The sequence below is a fragment of the Kitasatospora sp. NPDC059577 genome (assembly GCF_042735475.1).
Lineage (GTDB): Bacteria > Actinomycetota > Actinomycetes > Streptomycetales > Streptomycetaceae > Kitasatospora.
In genome coordinates this window covers 1-19,335 of sequence record NZ_JBHWBZ010000089.1, presented here as the reverse complement: position 1 = coordinate 19,335, position 19,335 = coordinate 1, and the positions used below count along the sequence as shown (strand labels likewise).

Annotated in this window: 14 protein-coding genes and 1 riboswitch; of the genes, 11 read left to right on the top strand and 3 right to left on the bottom strand. The window is 73.7% G+C overall.

Annotated elements, in window-relative coordinates; all coding sequences use genetic code 11:
- Positions 1-11 precede the first annotated feature (11 nt).
- Positions 12-698: a DUF4352 domain-containing protein gene (locus ACFV0O_RS38945; protein WP_380349128.1), complete on the bottom strand. Its 687-nt coding sequence runs from the start codon at positions 696-698 to the stop codon at positions 12-14.
- Positions 699-904: 206 nt separating this feature from the next.
- Between ACFV0O_RS38945 and ACFV0O_RS38940 the strand changes: the two genes are divergently transcribed.
- The 4 genes from ACFV0O_RS38940 to ACFV0O_RS38925 all read left to right on the top strand — a co-directional run bounded on the left by ACFV0O_RS38940 (position 905) and on the right by ACFV0O_RS38925 (position 7,576).
- Positions 905-3,127, top strand: coding sequence for an N-6 DNA methylase (locus tag ACFV0O_RS38940; RefSeq protein WP_380349126.1), 2,223 nt, complete (start codon positions 905-907; stop codon positions 3,125-3,127).
- A 187-nt stretch (positions 3,128-3,314) separates the two neighbouring features.
- Positions 3,315-4,064, top strand: a complete 750-nt coding sequence (locus ACFV0O_RS38935; protein WP_380349124.1) for a hypothetical protein — start codon at positions 3,315-3,317, stop codon at positions 4,062-4,064.
- Positions 4,061-5,737 (top strand): protein kinase, encoded by a 1,677-nt coding sequence (locus ACFV0O_RS38930; RefSeq protein ID WP_380349122.1) that lies wholly within the window; start codon positions 4,061-4,063, stop codon positions 5,735-5,737. Before ACFV0O_RS38935 ends, ACFV0O_RS38930 begins: the two co-directional genes overlap by 4 nt.
- Before the next feature lie 816 nt (positions 5,738-6,553).
- On the top strand, positions 6,554-7,576 hold the full coding sequence (locus tag ACFV0O_RS38925) for a MazG family protein (RefSeq protein ID WP_380349120.1): 1,023 nt from the start codon (positions 6,554-6,556) through the stop codon (positions 7,574-7,576).
- A 73-nt stretch (positions 7,577-7,649) separates the two neighbouring features.
- On the opposite strand, the gene ACFV0O_RS38920 is transcribed toward ACFV0O_RS38925, so the two are convergent.
- A complete protein-coding gene (locus ACFV0O_RS38920) occupies positions 7,650-8,075 on the bottom strand; it encodes an SDR family NAD(P)-dependent oxidoreductase (RefSeq protein WP_360259362.1) in 426 nt (141 codons plus the stop codon).
- Between the two features lie 266 nt (positions 8,076-8,341).
- Here ACFV0O_RS38920 and ACFV0O_RS38915 point away from each other — a divergent pair, with 266 nt between their 5' ends.
- The 7 genes from ACFV0O_RS38915 (at position 8,342) to ACFV0O_RS38885 (ending at position 16,477) form a co-directional block, all read left to right on the top strand.
- Positions 8,342-9,700 carry a cytochrome P450 gene (locus tag ACFV0O_RS38915; protein ID WP_380349117.1) on the top strand — a complete coding sequence of 453 codons (1,359 nt, stop codon included), beginning with the start codon at positions 8,342-8,344 and terminating at the stop codon, positions 9,698-9,700.
- 243 nt (positions 9,701-9,943) lie between these two features.
- Positions 9,944-10,107, top strand: a riboswitch (cyclic di-AMP (ydaO/yuaA leader).
- Positions 10,108-10,112: 5 nt separating this feature from the next.
- On the top strand, positions 10,113-10,916 hold the full coding sequence (locus ACFV0O_RS38910) for a transglycosylase family protein (protein ID WP_380349115.1): 804 nt from the start codon (positions 10,113-10,115) through the stop codon (positions 10,914-10,916).
- 272 nt (positions 10,917-11,188) lie between these two features.
- Positions 11,189-12,475 (top strand): phosphopyruvate hydratase, encoded by a 1,287-nt coding sequence (gene eno, locus ACFV0O_RS38905; RefSeq protein ID WP_218206251.1) that lies wholly within the window; start codon positions 11,189-11,191, stop codon positions 12,473-12,475.
- Between the two features lie 118 nt (positions 12,476-12,593).
- On the top strand, positions 12,594-13,073 hold the full coding sequence (locus ACFV0O_RS38900; RefSeq protein ID WP_360259369.1) for a septum formation initiator family protein: 480 nt from the start codon (positions 12,594-12,596) through the stop codon (positions 13,071-13,073).
- A complete protein-coding gene (locus ACFV0O_RS38895; RefSeq protein ID WP_380349113.1) occupies positions 13,045-13,743 on the top strand; it encodes a DUF501 domain-containing protein in 699 nt (232 codons plus the stop codon). The genes ACFV0O_RS38900 and ACFV0O_RS38895 overlap by 29 nt, the downstream gene beginning before the upstream one ends.
- 2 nt (positions 13,744-13,745) lie before the next feature.
- Positions 13,746-14,681, top strand: a complete 936-nt coding sequence (locus ACFV0O_RS38890) for a Ppx/GppA phosphatase family protein (protein WP_360259392.1) — start codon at positions 13,746-13,748, stop codon at positions 14,679-14,681.
- A gap of 428 nt (positions 14,682-15,109) precedes the next feature.
- Positions 15,110-16,477 carry an NAD(P)/FAD-dependent oxidoreductase gene (locus ACFV0O_RS38885; RefSeq protein WP_380349111.1) on the top strand — a complete coding sequence of 456 codons (1,368 nt, stop codon included), beginning with the start codon at positions 15,110-15,112 and terminating at the stop codon, positions 16,475-16,477.
- Between the two features lie 175 nt (positions 16,478-16,652).
- Here the strand turns inward: ACFV0O_RS38885 and ACFV0O_RS38880 are convergent, their stop codons facing one another.
- Positions 16,653-19,211, bottom strand: a complete 2,559-nt coding sequence (locus ACFV0O_RS38880) for an ABC transporter permease (RefSeq protein WP_380349109.1) — start codon at positions 19,209-19,211, stop codon at positions 16,653-16,655.
- Positions 19,212-19,335 lie beyond the last annotated feature (124 nt).

Below are 19,335 nucleotides of genomic sequence, written 5' to 3'. Positions count from 1 at the left end.
GAACAGGGCCGTCAGCCGAGCTTCCACTGGCCGGTCTGCGGGGCGAAGCCGCTGTCCAGGCCGAACTGGGCCTTGTCGAGCTTGGCGTCCTTCGGCACCTCGAAGGTGACGAAGCCGAGGGCGGTCTCGCCGGGGGCGATGTTGGCGGGCACCTGGAAGCTCGGGCCGGCCTTGGTGTCCGCGATCGTCGTGCCGAAGGCCTGGCCCTGGGCGTCCACCACCTTGGCGCTGTTGCCCGGGGCGTCGCTGTAGGCCTTCTTGCCGCTCGCCTTGATCCGGAACTGGACCGCGACGAAGCGCTTGCCGTCGGCCGGGTGGGTGTACTCGTCCGCGCCGTCGGGGTTGTCGACCACCTTCACCAGCGTCACGTCGGCGGTGTCGGCCGGGTCGTTGCCCTTGAGCGCGATGGTGTCGCCGACCTTGGCGGGGGCCTTGGCGGCGTCGGCGGGCTTGCCTCCGGCCGGCGCGGCCGCGTCCGGTGCGCCCCCGGCCGGCTTGGCGGCGTCGGAGCCGGCGGCGGCCGTGGTCTGCTTCGCCTCCGTCGAGACGGAGGAGCCGCCGGTGGAGTTGCAGGCCGTCGCGGAGAGCGTCACCAGTGCGGCGCCCAGCAGCAGCGCGGCGGTGCGGCCGGTGGTGGTGCGGACGGCGGTGCGACGGGTGGTGGAGCGGCCGGTGGTGCGGCGGGCGTTCGCGGACATGGGTGTCTCCCGGTGATCGGTGGTCTTCCCTGCGCCGCCCCCGTTCGGTGGCGACGGAGAGATCACACCATTCGAGCGTGAACTCTGTCAACGAGATTTCACAAAAGAGCTCTGTTCACATGTGAACTCGGGTCGGAAGGTGCGTCGCTATGCTGTGTGGTCACAGCCGACCCCGCCGCGCGGCCACCCCCACCGAAGGAGCCCCCGTGCCGGACCGCCCCGAAGTGACCGCCGTCGAGATCGCCCGGCTGGCCGGCGTCGGCCGCGCCGCGGTCAGCAACTGGCGCCGCCGCCACCCCGACTTCCCCCGCCCGGTCGGCGGGACCGACGCCAGTCCGACCTTCGCGCTCGCCGACGTCGACTCCTGGCTGCGCGCCCAGGGCAAGATCGCCGAACTCCCGCTGCTGGAACGGGCCTGGCAGCTCGTCGACACCCTCCGCGACCCGGCCGGCCACCCCGCCGCCCCGCTCGTCGAGGCGGGCGCCCTGCTCCTGCTGCTCCACCGCGCGCCCCAGCGCTGGGCCGAACTCGCCGACCAGCCCGACACCCGGCTCGCCCTCGCGCTGCCCCGGGCCGTGGCCGACACCGCCGTTCACGCCTTCGGTCCGGACGGCGCCCACCTCCTCGGCCTCCCCGGCCTGCTCGGCAGCACCCAGCTGGACCTCGCCCGGCTGCTCGCCGCGCTCGCCGCCGACGCCGGCCCGGCCGGCGCGTACGAGCAACTGCTCACCCGTCACGCCGAGGCCAACACCCGTCTGCTCAGCCCCACCCCGCCGGAGGCCGCCGAACTGCTCGCCGCCGTCGCCGGCGTCCCCGCCACCGTGCTCGACCCGGCCGTCGGCCTCGGCTCGGTCCTGCTCGCCCACCCGCCGACCACCGGCCGCTACGGCCAGGACGCCGACCCGGTCGCCGCCGCCCTCGCCGGGCTCCGGCTCGCCCTGCACACACCCGCCGGCGAGCCCGGCCCGCTCCCGCTCGACCTGCGCACCGGCGACGCCCTGCGGGCCGACGGCTACCCCGGCGACACCTTCGAGGCCGTGCTCTGCCAGCCCCCGTACAACGAACGGGACTGGGGCCACGACGAGTTGCAGTTCGACGCCCGCTGGCCCGGCGGTCTCGTGCCACCGCGAGGCGAGTCCGAACTCGCCTGGGTGCTGCACTGCCTCGCCCACACCCGCCCTGGCGGCCTGACCGCCCTGCTGCTCCCGCCGACCGTCGCCACCCGGCGCTCCGGCCGCCGCATCCGCGCCGAACTGCTCCGCTCCGGCGCGCTGCGCGCCGTCATCGCGCTGCCCGCCGGCGCCGCCCCGCCGTACGGCGTCCCGCTGCACCTGTGGGTGTTGCGCGCGCCGAAGCCGGGGGACGACTTCCGCCAGGTGCTGCTGCTCGACGCCGGATCGGCACCCCCGGCCGGGGCCGCGGGGGCGCCGGCCCCCGAGGGCGGCCGGGGCAAGGTCGACTGGCCCGAGCTGCGCCGCACCGTCCTGGGCGCCTGGCGGGGCTTCGACCTGTCCGCCCGCGAGGGGCTGCCGGTCCCGGCCGACCGCCCCGGCGTCCACCGGGCGGTGGCCGCCATCGATCTGCTCGACGACGAGACCGACCTCTCGCCGGCCCGGCACGTCCCGCCCGCCGCCCCGCTCGGCGGCGCGGCCGAACTCTCCCACCTCGGCAGCCGGTTGGCCGAACTCCTCGCCGACCTGGCCGACCCCGCCACGCTGCTGCCGCAGCCGGTTGCCGCAGCCGGGGCCGGTGCTGCAGCCGGTGCCGGGGCCGGTGCTGCGTCCACCGGCGTGGTCACCATCGGCGAACTGGTCCGCGGCGGCGCGCTGGAGGTGTACTCCTCCGGGGCCGGGGCCGGGGCCGGGGCCGGAGCCGCCACCCGCCCGGCCGGGACGGGCGCGGGTACCGGTACGGGCAGTGCGGGCGGCGGCGGGGAGGTCGTCCCCGTGGTCACGGACCAGGACCTCGCCACCGGTGCCGAGCCCAGCGCCGTCCTCGCCGGCGGAACCGGCCCCGCCGGGGACGTCCGCACCCGGCCCGGCGACGTCCTCGTCCCCGCCCTCGGCGGCGGCACCGCCCGCGTCGTCCCCGCCGAGGGCCCGCTGGTCGGCGTCGCCCTCGGCCGCCAGCTCCACCTGCTGCGACCCGACCCGGCCGCCCTCGACCCCGAGTTCCTGGCCGGCCACTTCCGTTCCGCCGCGGGCACCCGGCGCGCCGCCAGCCACGCCACCACCACCGCCCGGCTCGACATCCGCCGCGTCGAACTGCCCCGCCTCCCGCTCCCCGCCCAGCAGCGGCTCGGCACCGCCTTCGCCCGCCTCGCCGCCTTCGACACGGCCCTCGGACGGGCCGCCGCCCTCGGGCGCACCCTCGTCCAGGGCGCGACGGACGCGTTGGCGACGGGCACCCTGGCACCGCCCGTCGACTGAGGTGACGCACGCTCAGCAGCCCTCCCCGGGAAGGGCGACGGCGGCTCAGTAGCGGGGCGGTACCGGGGCGATACCGATGCGGCACCGGGCGGACGGAAGGCCTCCGGGCCGACCGGACCGGGCGGTACGGTGTGCTGAACCGTTCGCACCGCCACCGGTGCCGGCCGTCACCAGCTCAGGAGCGCGCATGTCAGGGCAGTACCCCGGGCAGTTCGGGCCGCCGCCCGGCGGCACTCCGTACGGGCCGGGCGGGATGCCGGGGGCGGTGCCCGCGCCGAGTGCGGTGCCCGGGGCGGCGGTCGGGGCGGCGCCGATACCCGGCCGGTTCGGGACGCCCGCGCGGGTGGCGTGCGCGGCGGCCCCGCTGCTGACGTTCGGCCTGCTCGGCGCGATCCCCTCGCTGCTGCTCGCGGTCCGGCGCAGACGGGCGTACGACGTCCTCGGCGCGGTGGTGTTCTGCGCCCTGCTGCTGACGATGATCGTCTCCGCCGGCATCTCGGGCTCCCTCAAGGACCCGACCGCCGACGTCACCGGCCAGATCACCCTGGCCGTGCTGTGGCTGACGCCGACGGCACACTTCCTGCTGATGGACCGCCGAGCGGTCTGGGAAGCCGGCCGGCGGCCCGCACCGCAGGCGCCGTACCCGTCGCCCTACCCGGCGCCGACCGCCTCGCCGTACGCCGGGCCGAGCGCCTCGCCCTACGCGGCGACCGCGCCCGGGCCCGACGCCTCGCCGTACGCCGGGCCGAGTGCCTCGCCCTACGCGGCGACCGCGCCCGGGTACGGGGTCCCCGTACCGGCCGGCGGGCCCGCTCCGACCACGCCCACCGCACCCCCGGCCCCCGCCGCGCCCGCCACCCCGGCCCCCGGCACCGCCCACGACCTGCGCGAACTCGGCGACCTGCTGCGCCGGCAGGCCCGCGAGGACCGGCCGTGACCGTCACCCGGCTGATCGCCGGCCGCTACCGGCTCACCGAGAAGATCGGGCACGGCGGCATGGGCCAGGTCTGGGCGGCCCAGGACGAGCGGCTCCACCGCCCCGTCGCGGTCAAGCTGCTCCGCCCCGAGCACCTGCTCCCCGGCGGCACCGGTCCGGGCAGCGGTCCCGCCGGTGGACGGAACCGGCACGGCGACGAGTTGAGCCGCCGCTTCCTGCGCGAGTGCCGGGTCACGGCCGCGCTCGACCACCCCGGCCTGGTCACCGTCTTCGACGCCGGAGAGGACGAGGGGGAGCTCTACCTCGTCATGCAGCGCATCCCGGGCGTCAGCCTGGCCGACCTCATCGCCGAGGACGCGCCCTTCCCCGTCGAACGCGCCGTCGCCGTCGCCGCCCAGCTCTGCAGCGCGCTGAGCGCCGTCCACGCCATCCCGGTCGTCCACCGCGACCTCAAGCCCAGCAACGTCATGGTCCGCGAGGACGGCCGCACCGTCCTGCTCGACCTCGGCATCGCCACCGCCCTCGACACCGAGGCCACCCGCCTCACCCTCACCGGCGTCCCCGTCGGCAGCCCCTCCTACATGGCCCCCGAACAGGCCCTCGCCGCGACCACCGACCCCCGCAGCGACCTCTACGCGCTCGGCTGCCTGCTGCACGAGATGCTCGCCGGCGAGGAACCGTTCCGGGCACCCACCGCGCTCGGTGTCCTGCGCCGACACGTCGACGAACCACCCGTCCCCCTGCGGGAGTTGCGCCCCGACGTGCCGCAGTCGCTGGAACGGCTCGTCCTCGACCTCCTCGCCAAGCGCCCCGCCGACCGCCCCGCCGACGCCCAGACCGTGTACGGGCGGCTGCTCCCGCTGCTGCCCCCGGCCGCAGGCACCCCGCAACCCCGCTACGCGCCGCTGCCCGACCCGGTACGGCCGTACCGCTTCCCGCACCAGCCGCAGCCCACCGCCGCGGCTGCCGCCGAGGCCGGGCCGCCGGTCCGCTCGGAGCCGCGCCCCTTCCTGCGCACGCCCGTCCCGGCCGTCCCGGCCGCTCCCGCGGTCCCGCCCGCACCCGCCACGCCACCGCCGTCGCTCCCCGACCTGGGTGCCCAGTGCGCCCGCCTCTCCGACCTCGTGGACGCCGGCCACCACACCGAGGTGCTCGGCCTCGCCGCCCACCTGCTGCCCCGCGCCGAAGCCGAACTCGGCGACGCCGCACCCCTGGTGCGCACCATCCGCACCATCCATGCCCGCACCCTCCTCCACGAGGGCCACCCCCAGCAGGCCCTCGTCGAGTACCGCCGCCTCGCCGCCACCGCCGACGGCGGCCCGCACGGCCCCCAAGGCCTCGACCACCGCTACCGCGCCGCCATCTGCCTCGACCGGCTCGGCCACGGCGCCGACGCCCTCGCCGAGTACCAGGCCCTCCTCGTCGCCCACACGGCCCGCCTCGAATCCGGCCTCGACACCGACCCCGAGCGCAGCTACGACCTCCGCGAGCGCATCGGCCTCCACCTCGCCGCCACCGGCGACCCCCAGAACGCCTGGCAGTGGCTGCTCCCCCTGCTGCTCGAACGCGAACGCCGCGACGGCCCCCACCACCCCGCCGTCCGCCGCCTGCGCGAATCCCTCTCCACCCTCCACCCCCACCACCCCACCCCCTGGCCCCCGTCCCCCCGCTGACCCGAAGCCCGAAGCCCGAAGCCCGAAGCCCGAAGCAGGAAGTCGGCGGGTCCGACTTCCCCTGCCGAGGCGGGCGTACCGCGCCGGCCGGGCGCGTTCGACTGCGGCCCCGTGCCCGGCCCGACTGCTCCGCCGTCGACGAGCCGGCCGTTTCCACTGGTGGGACGGCCGAGGGGGAGGCGCGTGCGGCGTGTGGCGTGCCAGCCCGGCGCCACGCCGTTCGGGGCCTCGGCCCGCCGCCCGGCAAAGGACCATGCGGGTGTGCTGAACGGGCGGGAATCCGACGTCCGGTGCGGCTTCCGCGCCCGTCGCGCAGGGCCCTGCCGCCGGTGAGCGGGCGATCTCCCTGGGCCTTCTCCTCCGCAGGGGCCCCTGGCCCCGGGCGGTGGCGCTCGGGAGCGGGACGTCGGTGGGGCCGCCCCCCGGGCGTGCGGGGGAAGGTCGGAGCGGTACTTCGTCGTACCCCCGAGCGCTGTGCGGGCCTGCCGGCCCCCGTGGAGCGCGCCGGGAGCCGGGAGCCGGGAGCCGGGAGCCAGGAGTCGGGCGCGGGAAGTCGGCGGGGTCGACGTCCCGCGCGTGTGGGGATGCCGGTCTGCCGGGGCCTTCGGCCCGGCCCGCTGTGGGGATGCCGGGCAGGTGCACCGGGCGCTTCCGGCGCGTGCCCCTGGGCCCGGGCGGTGGGGCTCGGGAGTGGGACGTCGGCCGGGTCGGCGGGTCCCTGTGCCGGGCGAGGCCGTCGGGGCGGCCTGTCCGGGGCTGTTGGGGCGGGTGGGGTGACGGCCGTGGTGGGTGGTGGCGGGCGGGTAGGTTCGGAGTGTGACGACGAATGCTCCGGGCGCCAAGTTGATTCTGCTGACCACCACCCACCGGGTGGCTCCCGGTTTGCTGGCGTGGCCGGCGTGGGAGGCGCTGCGGTCGGCGGGGCGGGTGCTGGTGGGGGACGAGGGGCATCCGCAGGTGGCCGCGGTGCGGCAGGCCGGGGTGACGGTGGAGGTGGCGCCGGCCGGGTCGGTGCCCGCGCTGGCGCGGTTGCTGACCGGGCAGCCGGCCGGGGCCGGGGCGACGGTGTGGCTGGGCGGCCCGGACGGGGATCCGGGGCTGACCGACGCGCTGGCGCGGCTGGCGGTGGAGCGGGCGGGTGAGGTGCCGGAGATCGAGGTGCTGCCGGGTTCGTACGACCTGCCGGGGTCGCGGCTGCTGGACCTGGTGACGGTGATGGACCGGTTGCGCTCGCCGGGCGGTTGCCCGTGGGACGCCGAGCAGACGCACGAGAGCCTGGTGAAGTACCTGGTCGAGGAGGCGTACGAGCTGGTCGAGGCGATCGAGGAGGGGGACCGGGACACGTTGCGCGAGGAGTTGGGCGACGTGCTGCTCCAGGTGTTCTTCCACTCCCGGATCGCGGAGGAGCACCCGACGGAGCCGTTCACCGTCGACGACGTGGCCGGCGACATCGTCGAGAAGCTGATGTACCGGCATCCGCACGTGTTCGGGGACGTCGAGGCCGGTGGCGCCGCCGAGGTGGAGGCGAACTGGGAGCAGCTGAAGGCGGCGGAGAAGGCGGACCGCGAGTCGGTGCTGGACGGTGTGCCGGCCGGGCTGCCGTCGCTGGCGTACGCGGCGAAGCTGGTGTCCCGGGTGCGCCGGGCGGGCTTCACGGGGGTTCCGGACGAGCCGTACGAGCTGCCGGACGCGCTGACGGCGGAGTCGGCGGGCGGGCTGCTGCTGGCGGTGGCGCAGCGGGCGCACGACGCAGGGGTGGACGTGGACGCGGCGCTGCGCTCGGCCGCGCGCGGGTACCGGGACGCGGTGCGCGCGGCCGAGGGCCTCAAGCCGGAGTAGGGCCCCGGCCCGGCCGGAGGCCGGGCGGGCGGGGCCGGGCGGAGGCCGGGGGCCCGGGCTGGGCCCCGGGTGCTCAGGCCGCCCGGGCGGCGGTCTCGACCGGGTGCCGCTGCGGCGGGACGAGTTCCCCGATGGCCTCGCCGACGAGGACGACGAGTTCGGCGAGCCGTTCCAGGTCGAGGTGGTCGGGCAGGTCGGCGAGGGAGACGATGCGCTCGCCGTCCGGGCCCGCGACGGCGAAGAGGTCGATCGGTCCGAGGTGCTTCTCGGCGGTGTCGACGAGGGCGGCGACGTCGCTGGGGCGGCGGATGTCGCCGGACACGCCGACGACGGGGCAGCCCGTCCGGTCGAGTTCGGCGGCGAGGTCCTCGGCGATGCCGACGTGCTGGTCGGCGATCAGCATTCCGGCGGCGCCGGCCGCGGCGAACCGGCGGGCGAGGTCGGCGCCCGACCCGCCGTCGAGTACCGCGATGACGACGACTGACCCGCTGACCCGCATGGCCTGCTCCTCCCTGTGGGCGACACCGCACCGGCGCCCACGCGTACTGCGGAGGATCGTAGGCAGTTCCTGACCCTCCGCAACAGGGATTACCCCTCAGGTGACCAGGCTCACGCCCGCCGTCCGGCCAAGAGCTTTCCAAGAGCTGTCCACGGACCGTCCACGGGTCGTCCACGGAGCGTTGGCGCGCCCGTCGCACGCCGTTGTCGGGGGAGTCGCGCGCCGTCGGCGGAAGGTGGCGCGCACCCACCGGATACGGTCGTCCCATGCCAGCTCAGCCCGACTCCGCCCGGTCCGCCGCAGTGCCGTCCGACGACCCCGCCCGGCCCGCGGGAGCGCGGCCCGACGCCGCCGCTCCGCAGCTGTTCACCTGGGAGTTCGCCGCCGACCCGTACCCCGCCTACGCGTGGCTGCGCGAGCACGCCCCGGTGCACCGCACGACGCTGCCGAGCGGTGTCGAGGCCTGGCTGGTGACGAGGTACGCGGACGCCCGGCAGGCGCTCGCGGACGGCCGGTTGTCGAAGAACCCGGCGCACCACAGCGAGCAGGCGCACCGCACCGGCCGGGTGGGCATCCCGGGGGAGCGGCAGGCGGACCTGATGACGCACCTGCTGAACATCGACCCGCCGGACCACACCCGGCTGCGCCGACTGGTGTCGAAGGCGTTCACCCCGCGCCGGGTGGCCGAGTTCGAGCCGCGGGTGCAGCAGCTCACCGACCGGCTGATCGACGGCTTCGCGCAGCGCGGTTCGGCGGACCTGATCCACGAGTTCGCCTTCCCGCTCCCCATCTACGCGATCTGCGACATGCTGGGCGTGCCGGCCGAGGACCAGGACGACTTCCGCGACTGGGCGGGGATGATGATCCGGCACGGGGGTGGTCAACGCGGCGGCGTGGGCCGGGCGGTGAAGCGGATGCGGGCGTACCTGCTGGAGCTGATCCACCGCAAGCGGGCGGACCTCGGTGACGACCTGATCTCGGGTCTGATCCGGGCGAGCGACCACGGTGAGCACCTGACCGAGAACGAGGCCGCGGCGATGGCCTTCATCCTCCTCTTCGCGGGCTTCGAGACGACCGTGAACCTCATCGGCAACGGGACGTACGCGCTGCTGCGCAACCCGGAGCAGCGCCGGTCGCTGCAGGAGTCGGTGGCGCGCGGGGAGAGCGCGCTGCTGGAGACGGGGATCGAGGAACTCCTGCGCTACGACGGGCCGGTGGAGCTGGCGACCTGGCGGTTCGCGACGCGGCCGCTGACCATCGGCGGGGTGGACATCCCGGTGGGTGATCCGGTGCTGGTGGTGCTGGCCGCCGCGGACCGCGATCCGGCCCGGTTCTCGGACGAGAACACCCTGGACCTGGCCCGGAAGGACAATCCCCACCTGGGGTTCGGGCACGGCATCCACTACTGCATCGGCGCTCCGCTGGCCCGTCTGGAGGGGCGTGCCGCGCTGGCGACGCTGCTTTCCCGGCTGCCGGATCTGCAACTCGCGGAAAGTCCGGAGAATCTGCGGTGGCGCGGTGGCCTGATCATGCGTGGTCTGCGGGAACTCCCGGTCGAATTCAGTCCGGAGAGCCGCTCCCCGCACACGCCTCCGCACTCCCCTTACGCGCCTCCGACAAACTGACACAAGGTGACGAAACGGCGGGCGATGCACTGACGGGGCGTCGCCCGACGTCCTTCCGGCGGGGTGTGAACGGCCATCAAACCAGACATGGCGGCGCCGTTGGTAGGCGATCGGACACGTGCCGTAATTTCTGTGTGATATCGGTGATATGAGCTTGTGATCGGTCTGAGGATCTGTCTAGTCTCCCTGGAGTTCGCAGCTGCGGACCTCGTGCGCGGAACGCCGAATCCTGCCCGCCGCGCCACGGGAAACCGACCAGACCCTGGGCAGGGGCGGGGGAACCAGGTTTGTTGCCGTCCCCACGGCTTGGGGTGAAGCCGCCCGCGCGGAATCGTCCGCGCACGGCGGCCGGGCCACCTCCCGGTCCGAACCCGACAGCTCACCTCGCAGGCGTGCGGAGAGGGACCTCCTCATGCTGTTCGTTGGATCCGGCCGCCACCGTCGTCGCACTCAGACCGAGAAGGCCATCGCCGTCGCCGGTGTGGCCGGCGTCGGACTCGCGATGCCGCTCCTCACCGCCACCGGCGCCTCCGCCGCCCCCGCCTCCACCTGGGACTCCGTCGCCCAGTGCGAGAGCGGCGGCAACTGGAGCATCAACACCGGCAACGGCTTCTACGGCGGCCTGCAGTTCACCTCCAGCACGTGGAAGGCGTACGGCGGCACCGCCTACGCGCCGCAGGCCAACCAGGCCAGCAAGGGGCAGCAGATCTCGGTCGCCGAGAAGGTGCTCGCCGCGCAGGGCCCGGGCGCCTGGCCGGTCTGCTCCGTCAAGGCCGGTCTGAGCAAGGGCGGCGCCCCGGCGTCCGTCGACACCTCCTCGGACGCCAAGCCGCAGTCCGCCCCGCAGCAGCAGACGCCCAAGCGCCAGGCCCAGAAGCCGGTCGAGAAGCCGGTGCAGACGCCCGCGCAGAAGCCGGTCGAGAAGCCCGCGCAGAAGCAGGCCCCGAAGCACGCCGCGCCCGACCGGGCCGAGAAGCCCGTCGACCAGTCGGCGCAGCAGTACGCCCCCAAGCACGCGGCCCCGCGCGCCGCCCAGCCGGCCCCGGCCGCGCAGACCGGCCACGACTACACCGTCCGCTCCGGTGACACCCTGTCGTCGATCGCCACCGCCCAGGGCGTGTCCGGTGGCTGGCACGCGCTCTACGACGGCAACCGCGGCACGGTCGGCGGCGACCCGGACCTGATCATGCCCGGCCAGGTCCTGCACCTCGGCTGAGCCCGTCCGCACCGGCACCGGCCCGGTATCGGGGTACGAAGAGGGGGTCGGCGCCGCCGGCCCCCTTCGTCCGCATTCGCCCGGTCCGGTGGGACAAGCTGGGACAAGCAGGTGAACTACCGGTGGGTAGTGGGGCCACACGCTGAGACGGGACCGAGGCCGACGTGGTCCCGGGAGCCCGGGCGGTTAGGCTCTGGTCCGTAACGACTCCGCAATCGTCCCGCTGACAGCGCCACCGTCAGCCGGACCCTGCTTCCGCAAGGAGATGCCTCGTGCCGTCCATCGATGTCGTCGTAGCCCGTGAGATCCTCGACTCCCGCGGCAACCCCACGGTCGAGGTCGAGGTCGGCCTCGACGACGGCAGCACGGGTCGTGCCGCTGTCCCCTCGGGTGCCTCCACCGGCGCCTTCGAGGCGCTGGAGCTGCGCGACGGTGACAAGAACCGCTACTTCGGCAAGGGCGTGGAGAAGGCCGTCCTGGCCGTCATCGAGCAGATCGGCCCGGAGCTGGTCGGCTACGACGCCACCGAGCAGCGCCTGATCGACCAGGCCATGCTGGACCTGGACGCCACCCCGGACAAGTCCTCGCTCGGCGCGAACGCCATCCTGGGCGTCTCGCTGGCCGTGGCGCACGCCGCCTCCGAGGCCAGCGACCTGCCGCTGTTCCGCTACCTGGGCGGCCCGAACGCGCACGTCCTGCCGGTTCCGATGATGAACATCCTCAACGGCGGCTCGCACGCGGACTCCAACGTCGACATCCAGGAGTTCATGATCGCCCCGATCGGCGCGGAGTCCTTCTCCGAGGCCGTCCGCTGGGGCGTCGAGGTCTACCACACCCTCAAGGGCGTGCTGAAGGAGCGCGGCCTGTCCACCGGCCTCGGCGACGAGGGCGGTTTCGCGCCGAACCTGGACAGCAACCGCGAGGCCCTGGACCTGATCACCGAGGCCATCCAGAAGGCCGGCTACGTGCCCGGCCGCGACATCGCGCTGGCCCTGGACGTCGCCGCCTCCGAGTTCTACAAGGACGGCGCCTACCAGTTCGAGGGCAAGGCCCTGTCGGCCGCCGAGCTCATCGAGTACTACGCCGAGCTGGTCGCCGCCTACCCGCTGGTCTCCATCGAGGACCCGCTGGACGAGTCGGACTGGGACGGCTGGAAGGCCATGACCGTCAAGCTGGGCGACAAGGTCCAGCTGGTCGGCGACGACCTGTTCGTCACCAACCCGGCCCGCCTGGCCAAGGGCATCGAGACCGGCACCGCCAACGCGCTGCTGGTGAAGGTGAACCAGATCGGTTCGCTGACCGAGACCCTGGACGCCGTCGAGCTGGCCCAGCGCAACGGCTACCGCTGCATGATGTCGCACCGCTCCGGCGAGACCGAGGACGTCACCATCGCCGACCTGGCCGTCGCCACCAACTGCGGCCAGATCAAGACCGGTGCCCCGGCCCGCTCCGAGCGCGTCGCCAAGTACAACCAGCTGCTGCGCATCGAGGAGATCCTCGACGACGCCGCCGAGTACGCCGGCCGCGGCGCCTTCCCGCGCTTCAAGCACGAGGGCTGAGCACCCGCGCCAGCGCACGCCTGACCGGTGCCCCGCCGTTCACCCCGTAGGGTGGACGGCGGGGCACCGTCGCGACCAGGAGGGGATACGGGAGATGGCAGGATGGAGGATCCCGGGCTTGGCGGCCCGGCCTCGGTTCACGAGCCGGGCGACCGTCCTCGTCCTGGTGCTCTGCTCGCTGGTGGCGATCCTCGCCTACCCGACGCGGCAGTTCATCTCCCAGCGCGCCGAGATCTCCGCCCAGCGGGCGAAGGCCGACCACGCGCGCCAGCAGGTCGAGCAGCTGCGCCGCGACAAGGCCCGCTGGCAGGACCCGGAGTACGTCAAGGCGCAGGCGCGCGCCCGGCTGCACTACGCGGTGCCGGGGGAGACCCCGTACATCGCGGTCGACCCGGCCGGCCAGACCTCCGCCAAGCCCTCCTCCTCCGCCGGCGCCCCGGCCACCGGCGCGGCAGCCGGTCAGGCGAACGCCGCCAAGCCCTGGTACGCCAGCATCTGGGACTCGGTCGACGCCGCCGACACCGCCGCGTCGGCCCCCTCCACCCCCCTTCCGCTCCCGCCGTCCTCCGTTGGAGACACCTCCCCCCATGACCACTGAGAACCACCCCACCGTCTCCGACGCCGACGTCGCGGCGATCGCCGCCCAGCTCGGCCGGGTGCCGCGCGGCCTGCGCGGCGTGGCGCACCGCTGCCCCTGCGGGAACCCGGACGTCGTGGAGACGGCGCCCCGGCTGCCGGACGGCACGCCGTTCCCGACGCTGTACTACCTGACCTGCCCCAAGGCCGCCTCGCTGATCGGCACCCTGGAGGCGGACGGCGTGATGAAGGACCAGACCGCCCGGCTCGCCGAGGACCCGGAGCTGGCCGCGGCCTACCAGGCGGCGCACGAGGACTACATCGCCCGGCGCGACGCGATCGAGGTGCTGGAGGGCTTCCCGAGCGCCGGCGGCATGCCGGACCGGGTGAAGTGCCTGCACGTGCTGGTCGGCCACTCGCTGGCGGCCGGAGAGGGCGTCAACCCGCTCGGCGACGAGGCGATCGGCATGCTGGAGGACTGGTGGGCCAAGGGCCCGTGCGTCTCCCCGGCCGAGGTGCAGGCCGCCGGTGAGCGGGTCGGCCGCAACCGCGCCAAGGACCAGGACCACGAGGCCGTGATCGCCGCCAAGCAGCAGAAGACCGCCGAGCGCGCCGCCAGGAAGCGCGCCGCGGAGGACGCCGGGCAGGACGCGACGGCCGCGGACGCCGACGGGCAGCAGGAGTCGCGGTGACCATGACCCGGGTGGCCGCGATCGACTGCGGCACCAACTCGATCCGGCTGCTGGTCGCCGACCTGGACCCGGAGACCGGGGAGATCACCGACCTCGACCGCCGGATGATCGTCAACCGGCTGGGCCAGGGCGTGGACCGGACCGGCCGGCTGCACCCGGACGCGCTGGCCCGCACCTTCGCGGCCTGCCGGGAGTACCAGGAGATCATCTCCGGCTTCGGCGTCGGCCCGGAGCGGGTCCGCTTCGTCGCCACCAGCGCCTCCCGGGACGCGGAGAACAGCGACGAGTACGTCAAGGGCGTGCGCGACGTCCTGGGCGTCGAGCCCGAGGTGGTGAGCGGCGAGGAGGAGGCGCGACTGTCCTTCCTGGGCGCCACCAAGGAGTTGACCGGCGGCCGGTTCCCGGCCCCGTACCTGGTCTTCGACCTCGGCGGCGGTTCGACCGAGTTCGTGCTCGGCACGGACGACGTGCAGGCGGCCCGCTCGGTGGACATCGGCTGCGTGCGGCTCACCGAGCGGCACTTCGACGGCGCCGAGCTGCCCTCCGAGGAGCAGATCGCGCTGGCGCGGGCGCACGTGCGGGCCGAGCTGGACAAGGCCGAGGAGGTCGTCCCGCTGACCGGCGCGGCCACCCTGGTGGGCCTGGCCGGGACGGTCACCACGGTGTCCGCGATCGCCCAGGGGCTGCCGGGCTACGACTCGGAGGCGATCCACCACTCGCGGGTCAGCCGGGAGCGCGTCGCCGGGATCGCGCGCGAGCTGCTGGCCGCGACCCACGCCGAGCGCGCGGCCATCCCGTCGATGCACCCGGGCCGGGTGGACGTGATCGCGGCCGGGGCGCTGGAACTGCTGGAGATCATGGAGCGGACCGGTGCCGCCGAGGTGGTCGTGAGCGAGCACGACATCCTGGACGGGATCGCCTGGGGTATCGCCTCCTGACCCGCTGCGGGTCTTACCCGACCGGCCCCGGCGCCCCTTCCGGGGAGCCGGGGCCGGGGCGCGCCCGGGTGCGTGCGAGAAAGTTCGTGAATTTCTTCACATGGCGATAGGGTCATTCGTCACACCTGCTCGCCCGCTACGTCCGAATTGTGGGACCGAAGGCTTCCCGGTCGCCGGGCCCGCTGGATCGCAGGTCAGGGCTCGCCCGAGGTTTGAAAATCGAAATCACGCGCGGGAACCCGGGCACTGTGCGGATCGTTGCTGCTCAGCAGGGTAGTGCTCCGGCGCACGTTCACCGGGGGGTGCGGAGGGGTGTGAGCACCCGCGCCGGGGCCGGTTTTGCGGCCGCGCAGTGTAGCACGGGGTGTCCAGGAACTTGTGACCGGGCTCACGAAGGCTGCTCCGGACGGTGCTGGATACTTTCGGATATGAGCACCACGGAGCGTCCTCGCATCCTCATTGTCGGCGGTGGTTACGTCGGCCTGTATGCCGCGATGCGCATCCTCAAGAAGATGCGCTACGGCGAAGCGACCGTCACGGTCGTGGACCCGCGGTCGTACATGACGTACCTGCCCTTCCTCCCCGAGGCGGCCGGCGGCAACGTCGCGCCCCGCAACCTCGTCGCGCCGCTGCGCAGCGCCCTCAAGCAGGCGGAGGTGCTGACCGGGTCCGTCACCGGCATCGACCACGCCCGCAAGGTCGCCACCATCCAGCCGGCGGCCGGCGACAGCTACGAGCTGCCCTTCGAGTACCTGGTCGTCGCGACCGGCTCGGTCTCCCGCACCTTCCCGATCCCGGGTCTGGCGGAGAACGGCATCGGCATGAAGACGGTCGAGGAGGCCATCGGCCTCCGCAACCACGTCATGGCCCAGCTCGACAAGGCCGAGTCCACCACGGACGAGGAGGTCCGCCGCAAGGCCCTGACCTTCGTCGTCATCGGCGGTGGCTTCGCCGGCATCGAGACGATCGCCGAGATCGAGGACATGGCGCGCGACGCGTCCAAGCTGTACCGGACCGTCAGCCGCGACGACATGCGCTTCGTGGTCGTCGAGGCCGCCAACCGCATCCTCCCCGAGATGGGCCCGGACCTCGGTCTGTGGACCAAGGAGAAGCTCGAGGAGCGCAACATCGAGGTCTACATCGAGACCTCCATGGACTCCTGCGTCGACGGCCACGTCGTTCTGAAGAACGGCATGGAGACGGACGCCTCCACCATCGTGTGGACGGCCGGCGTGAAGCCCAACCCGGTGCTCTCCGAGTTCGGCCTGCCGCTGGGTCCGCGCGGCCACGTCGACACCGCGCCGACCCTCCAGGTCCAGGGCTTCGACTACGTCTGGGCCGCCGGCGACAACGCCCAGGTCCCGGACCTCGCCGCCGGCGAGGGCGCCTGGTGCCCGCCGAACGCGCAGCACGCCTGCCGTCAGGCCGTCGTCCTCGGCGACAACGTCATCTCCGGTATGCGCGGCTTCCCGCAGAAGGAGTACAAGCACAAGAACCTCGGTGCGGTCGCCGGTCTCGGCCTGCACAAGGGCGTCGCGATCCTCTTCGGCAAGTACAAGCTGAAGGGCCGTCCGGCCTGGTGGTTCCACCGCCTGTACCACGGCGCGATGGTGCCGACCTTCAACCGCAAGGTCCGCGTCTTCACCGACTGGACCCTCGCGATGTTCCTGAAGCGCGAGATGGTCGGCCTCTCCCAGATGGAGAAGCCGCAGCTTCCGATCCAGGAGGTCACCCCGCCCACCAAGCCCGTCGAGGCCGCCAAGCCGGTCGCCGACAAGGAACTCGCGAGCAAGTAAGCGACTGAGACCCCGGTGTGGGAGCACCGGGGTATGAGTCGGAGGCCCTCCGCCCGGCAGTGTTGCCGGACCACGACCTCCGTGGTGCTCAGCCGGCCAGTGCGACCGGGCGGAGTACAGCAGTAGAAGAGCCCCTGCCGAAACCCTCCGGCAGGGGCTCTCCGCGTGAGCGGTGTCAGTCGGTCTTGATGCTCGACAGGATGTCCAGCCCGGCGGCCCGGCGGGCCGGCCAGATCGCGGCCACCAGGCCGACCACCCCGGCCAGCGCCAGGAACATCGCCAGCTGGCCGTACGGCAGGACCGTGGTCAGGCCGGCCAGGCTCGACTTCAGGGTGCCGTTGATCGCCCAGGCGATGAAGCAGCCCAGGGCCAGGCCGATGCCGGCGCCGAACACCGAGATCACCACGGACTCCAGCCGGACCATCCGCTTGATGCCCCGGCGGTCCAGGCCGATCGCCCGCAGCATCCCGATCTCCCGCTTGCGCTCGAAGACCGACATCGCCAGCGTGTTGATCACGCCCAGGATCGCGATCAGGACCGCCATCCCGAGCAGGCCGTACATCAGGTTGAGCGCGAAGGTGATGGTCTGGCTGAAGTCGTCGCGGACGTCCTGCTTGGACTTCACCTCGATCACCGGGTTGGCGCCCGTGGCGTCCTTGATCGACTGCTTGAGCGTGTCGGTCGCGCCGTCCTTGCCCTTGACCAGGACGTTCTCGATGTGCGGCTTCGGCTCGTGCTTGGCGATCTCGCCGTTGGTCAGGACGACCGGGCCGAGCATGCCGCCCGTCTCGTACACACCACCGACGGTGAGCGTCCCGGTGGACGCGTCCGGGTAGGTCGCGGTCATCGTGGAGCCGGTGGTGAGGTTGAACCTCTTGGCGACGTTCTGGTCCACCAGCAGCTGGCCCTTGCCGAGCGCGGCCGTGGAGCCGCTGACCAGCTTGACCTCGGCGAGCTGGTCGAAGGTGTCCGCGTTCAGGCCGGTGATCGCCTTGCTGACGCCGTTGAGCTCCCAGTAGACGACGGTCATCGGCGAGGAGGCGGCCACCCCGGGGGCCTTGGCGATCTGCGCGGGAACCTGCTCGGACAGGCCCATGCCGTTGGCGGTCGAGACGACGTAGTCGGCCTTCATCGAGCTGGTGACGGCCTTGTCGATGGTGCTGCCGACGGAGGCGCCGATCACGGTGAGGCCGCTGACGAGGGTCAGGCCGATGGTGAGCGCGGCGGCGGTGGCGGCGGTGCGGCGCGGGTTGCGCACCGCGTTCTGCTGGGCCAGCTTCCCCGGCGTGCCTCCGAGGCCGCGCAGCAGCGGGCCGAGCAGCGCCACCACCGGGCGGGAGAGCAGCGGCAGCAGGACGAACACGCCGATCAGGGCCAGGAACGCGCCCAGGCCGACCGGCATCCGGCCGTCGGTGTTGCCGGTGGAGGCGCCGTAGCCGATCAGGGCCAGGCCGCCGGCGGCGAGCAGCGAGCCGATCGTGTTGCGGACCACCAGGCTCTTCTGCGAGGCGGGCTGGTCACCGCTGCTCATCGCGGCCACCGGGGCGATCCGGGCGGCACGCAGGGCCGGCAGCAGGGCCGACAACACCGTCACCACGACGCCGACCACCAGGGTCACCGCCACGGTGAGCGGCTTGATCACCAGGGCGCCGCTCGGCATGTTCTCGTTCAGGCTGCCGATCAGGGACTGCATCCCGGCGCCGATCCCGACGCCCGCGGCCAGTCCGGCCACCGCCGAGACCGTTCCGATCGCCAGGGCCTCGACCAGCACCGAGCGGGTGACCTGCTTGCGGCTGGCGCCGATGGCCCGCAGCAGCGCGAGTTCCTTGGTGCGCTGGGCGACCAGCATGGTGAAGGTGTTGGCGATGATGAAGATGCCGACGAAGAGCGAGATGCCGGCGAAGACCAGCAGCATGGTGCGCATGCTGTCGGTGCTCTTGGTGATCATCTGCTGCTCGTCGGCCTTGAGCTTGGCGCCGGTCTCGACGTCGAACTGGTGGCCCGTCGGCATCGCGGGCTGCGCCTGGGCGAGCAGTGCGTCCTCGGAGGTGCCGGGCTTGGCGGTGAGCACGATGCCGCTGTAGCGGCCGGGCTCCAGGAGCAGCTGCTGGGCGGTGGCCCGGTCGAACAGGGTGAGCGTGCCGCCGGTGTTCACCACCGGGTCGTCGGTGGTGAAGACGCCGGTGAGCTTCGCCTCGATCACCGGGCCGTTCGCGGCCACCCGCACGGTGTCGCCGACCTTGTAGCCCGCCTTGTCGGCGGTCTTGCGGTCGAGCGCGATCTCCTTGTCGTTCTTCGGGCCCTGGCCCTCGGCCATCGGGTAGCGCGGGTCCCTGCCGTCCTGGCCGGGCGCGAAGTTGGCGCCCTTGGCGGCCCAGAACTGGCCTATCAGGTTGCCCTTGTGGTCGGCGACGCCGGTGAAGCCGCTCACCACGCCGCGGGCGGTGGCGGTGCCCGGGAGTGCGGCCAGCTGCCGGACGGTGGCGTCGGTGAGCGTGGCCGGGCCGCTCTCGCTCTTCTGCCGGGCGCTCGCGGCGGAGCCGGCCGCGCGGTCCACGACCTGGACCGACACGTCGGAGTAGCTCTTGGAGTTGCTGTCCCGCATGGCCTTGCCGAAGGTGTCGGAGAAGACCATCGTTCCGGCCACGAAGGCGGTGCCGAGCATGACGGCCAGCGCCGTCATGAGCAGTCGGCCCTTGTGGGCCAGCACGTTGCGCAGTGCGGTGCGATACATGAGGTGTCCTGGGAGGGGTCGGTGGGCGTGCTTCGGGCTGTCGGAGCGTCAGCTGGTGCGGCCCTTGGCGTCGAAGCGGCGCATGCGGTCCAGGACGGTGTCGGCGGTGGGGTGGTGGAGTTCG

Bases quoted from the DNA above. Each gene is read 5' to 3' on its own strand.
- ACFV0O_RS38945 (WP_380349128.1), bottom strand. From the start codon at position 698: ATGTCCGCGAACGCCCGCCGCACCACCGGCCGCTCCACCACCCGTCGC.
- ACFV0O_RS38935 (WP_380349124.1), top strand. From the start codon at position 3,315: ATGTCAGGGCAGTACCCCGGGCAGTTCGGGCCGCCGCCCGGCGGCACT.
- ACFV0O_RS38920 (WP_360259362.1), bottom strand. From the start codon at position 8,075: ATGCGGGTCAGCGGGTCAGTCGTCGTCATCGCGGTACTCGACGGCGGG.
- ACFV0O_RS38915 (WP_380349117.1), top strand. From the start codon at position 8,342: ATGCCAGCTCAGCCCGACTCCGCCCGGTCCGCCGCAGTGCCGTCCGAC.
- ACFV0O_RS38910 (WP_380349115.1), top strand. From the start codon at position 10,113: ATGCTGTTCGTTGGATCCGGCCGCCACCGTCGTCGCACTCAGACCGAG.
- ACFV0O_RS38890 (WP_360259392.1), top strand. From the start codon at position 13,746: ATGACCCGGGTGGCCGCGATCGACTGCGGCACCAACTCGATCCGGCTG.
- ACFV0O_RS38885 (WP_380349111.1), top strand. From the start codon at position 15,110: ATGAGCACCACGGAGCGTCCTCGCATCCTCATTGTCGGCGGTGGTTAC.
- ACFV0O_RS38880 (WP_380349109.1), bottom strand. From the start codon at position 19,211: ATGTATCGCACCGCACTGCGCAACGTGCTGGCCCACAAGGGCCGACTG.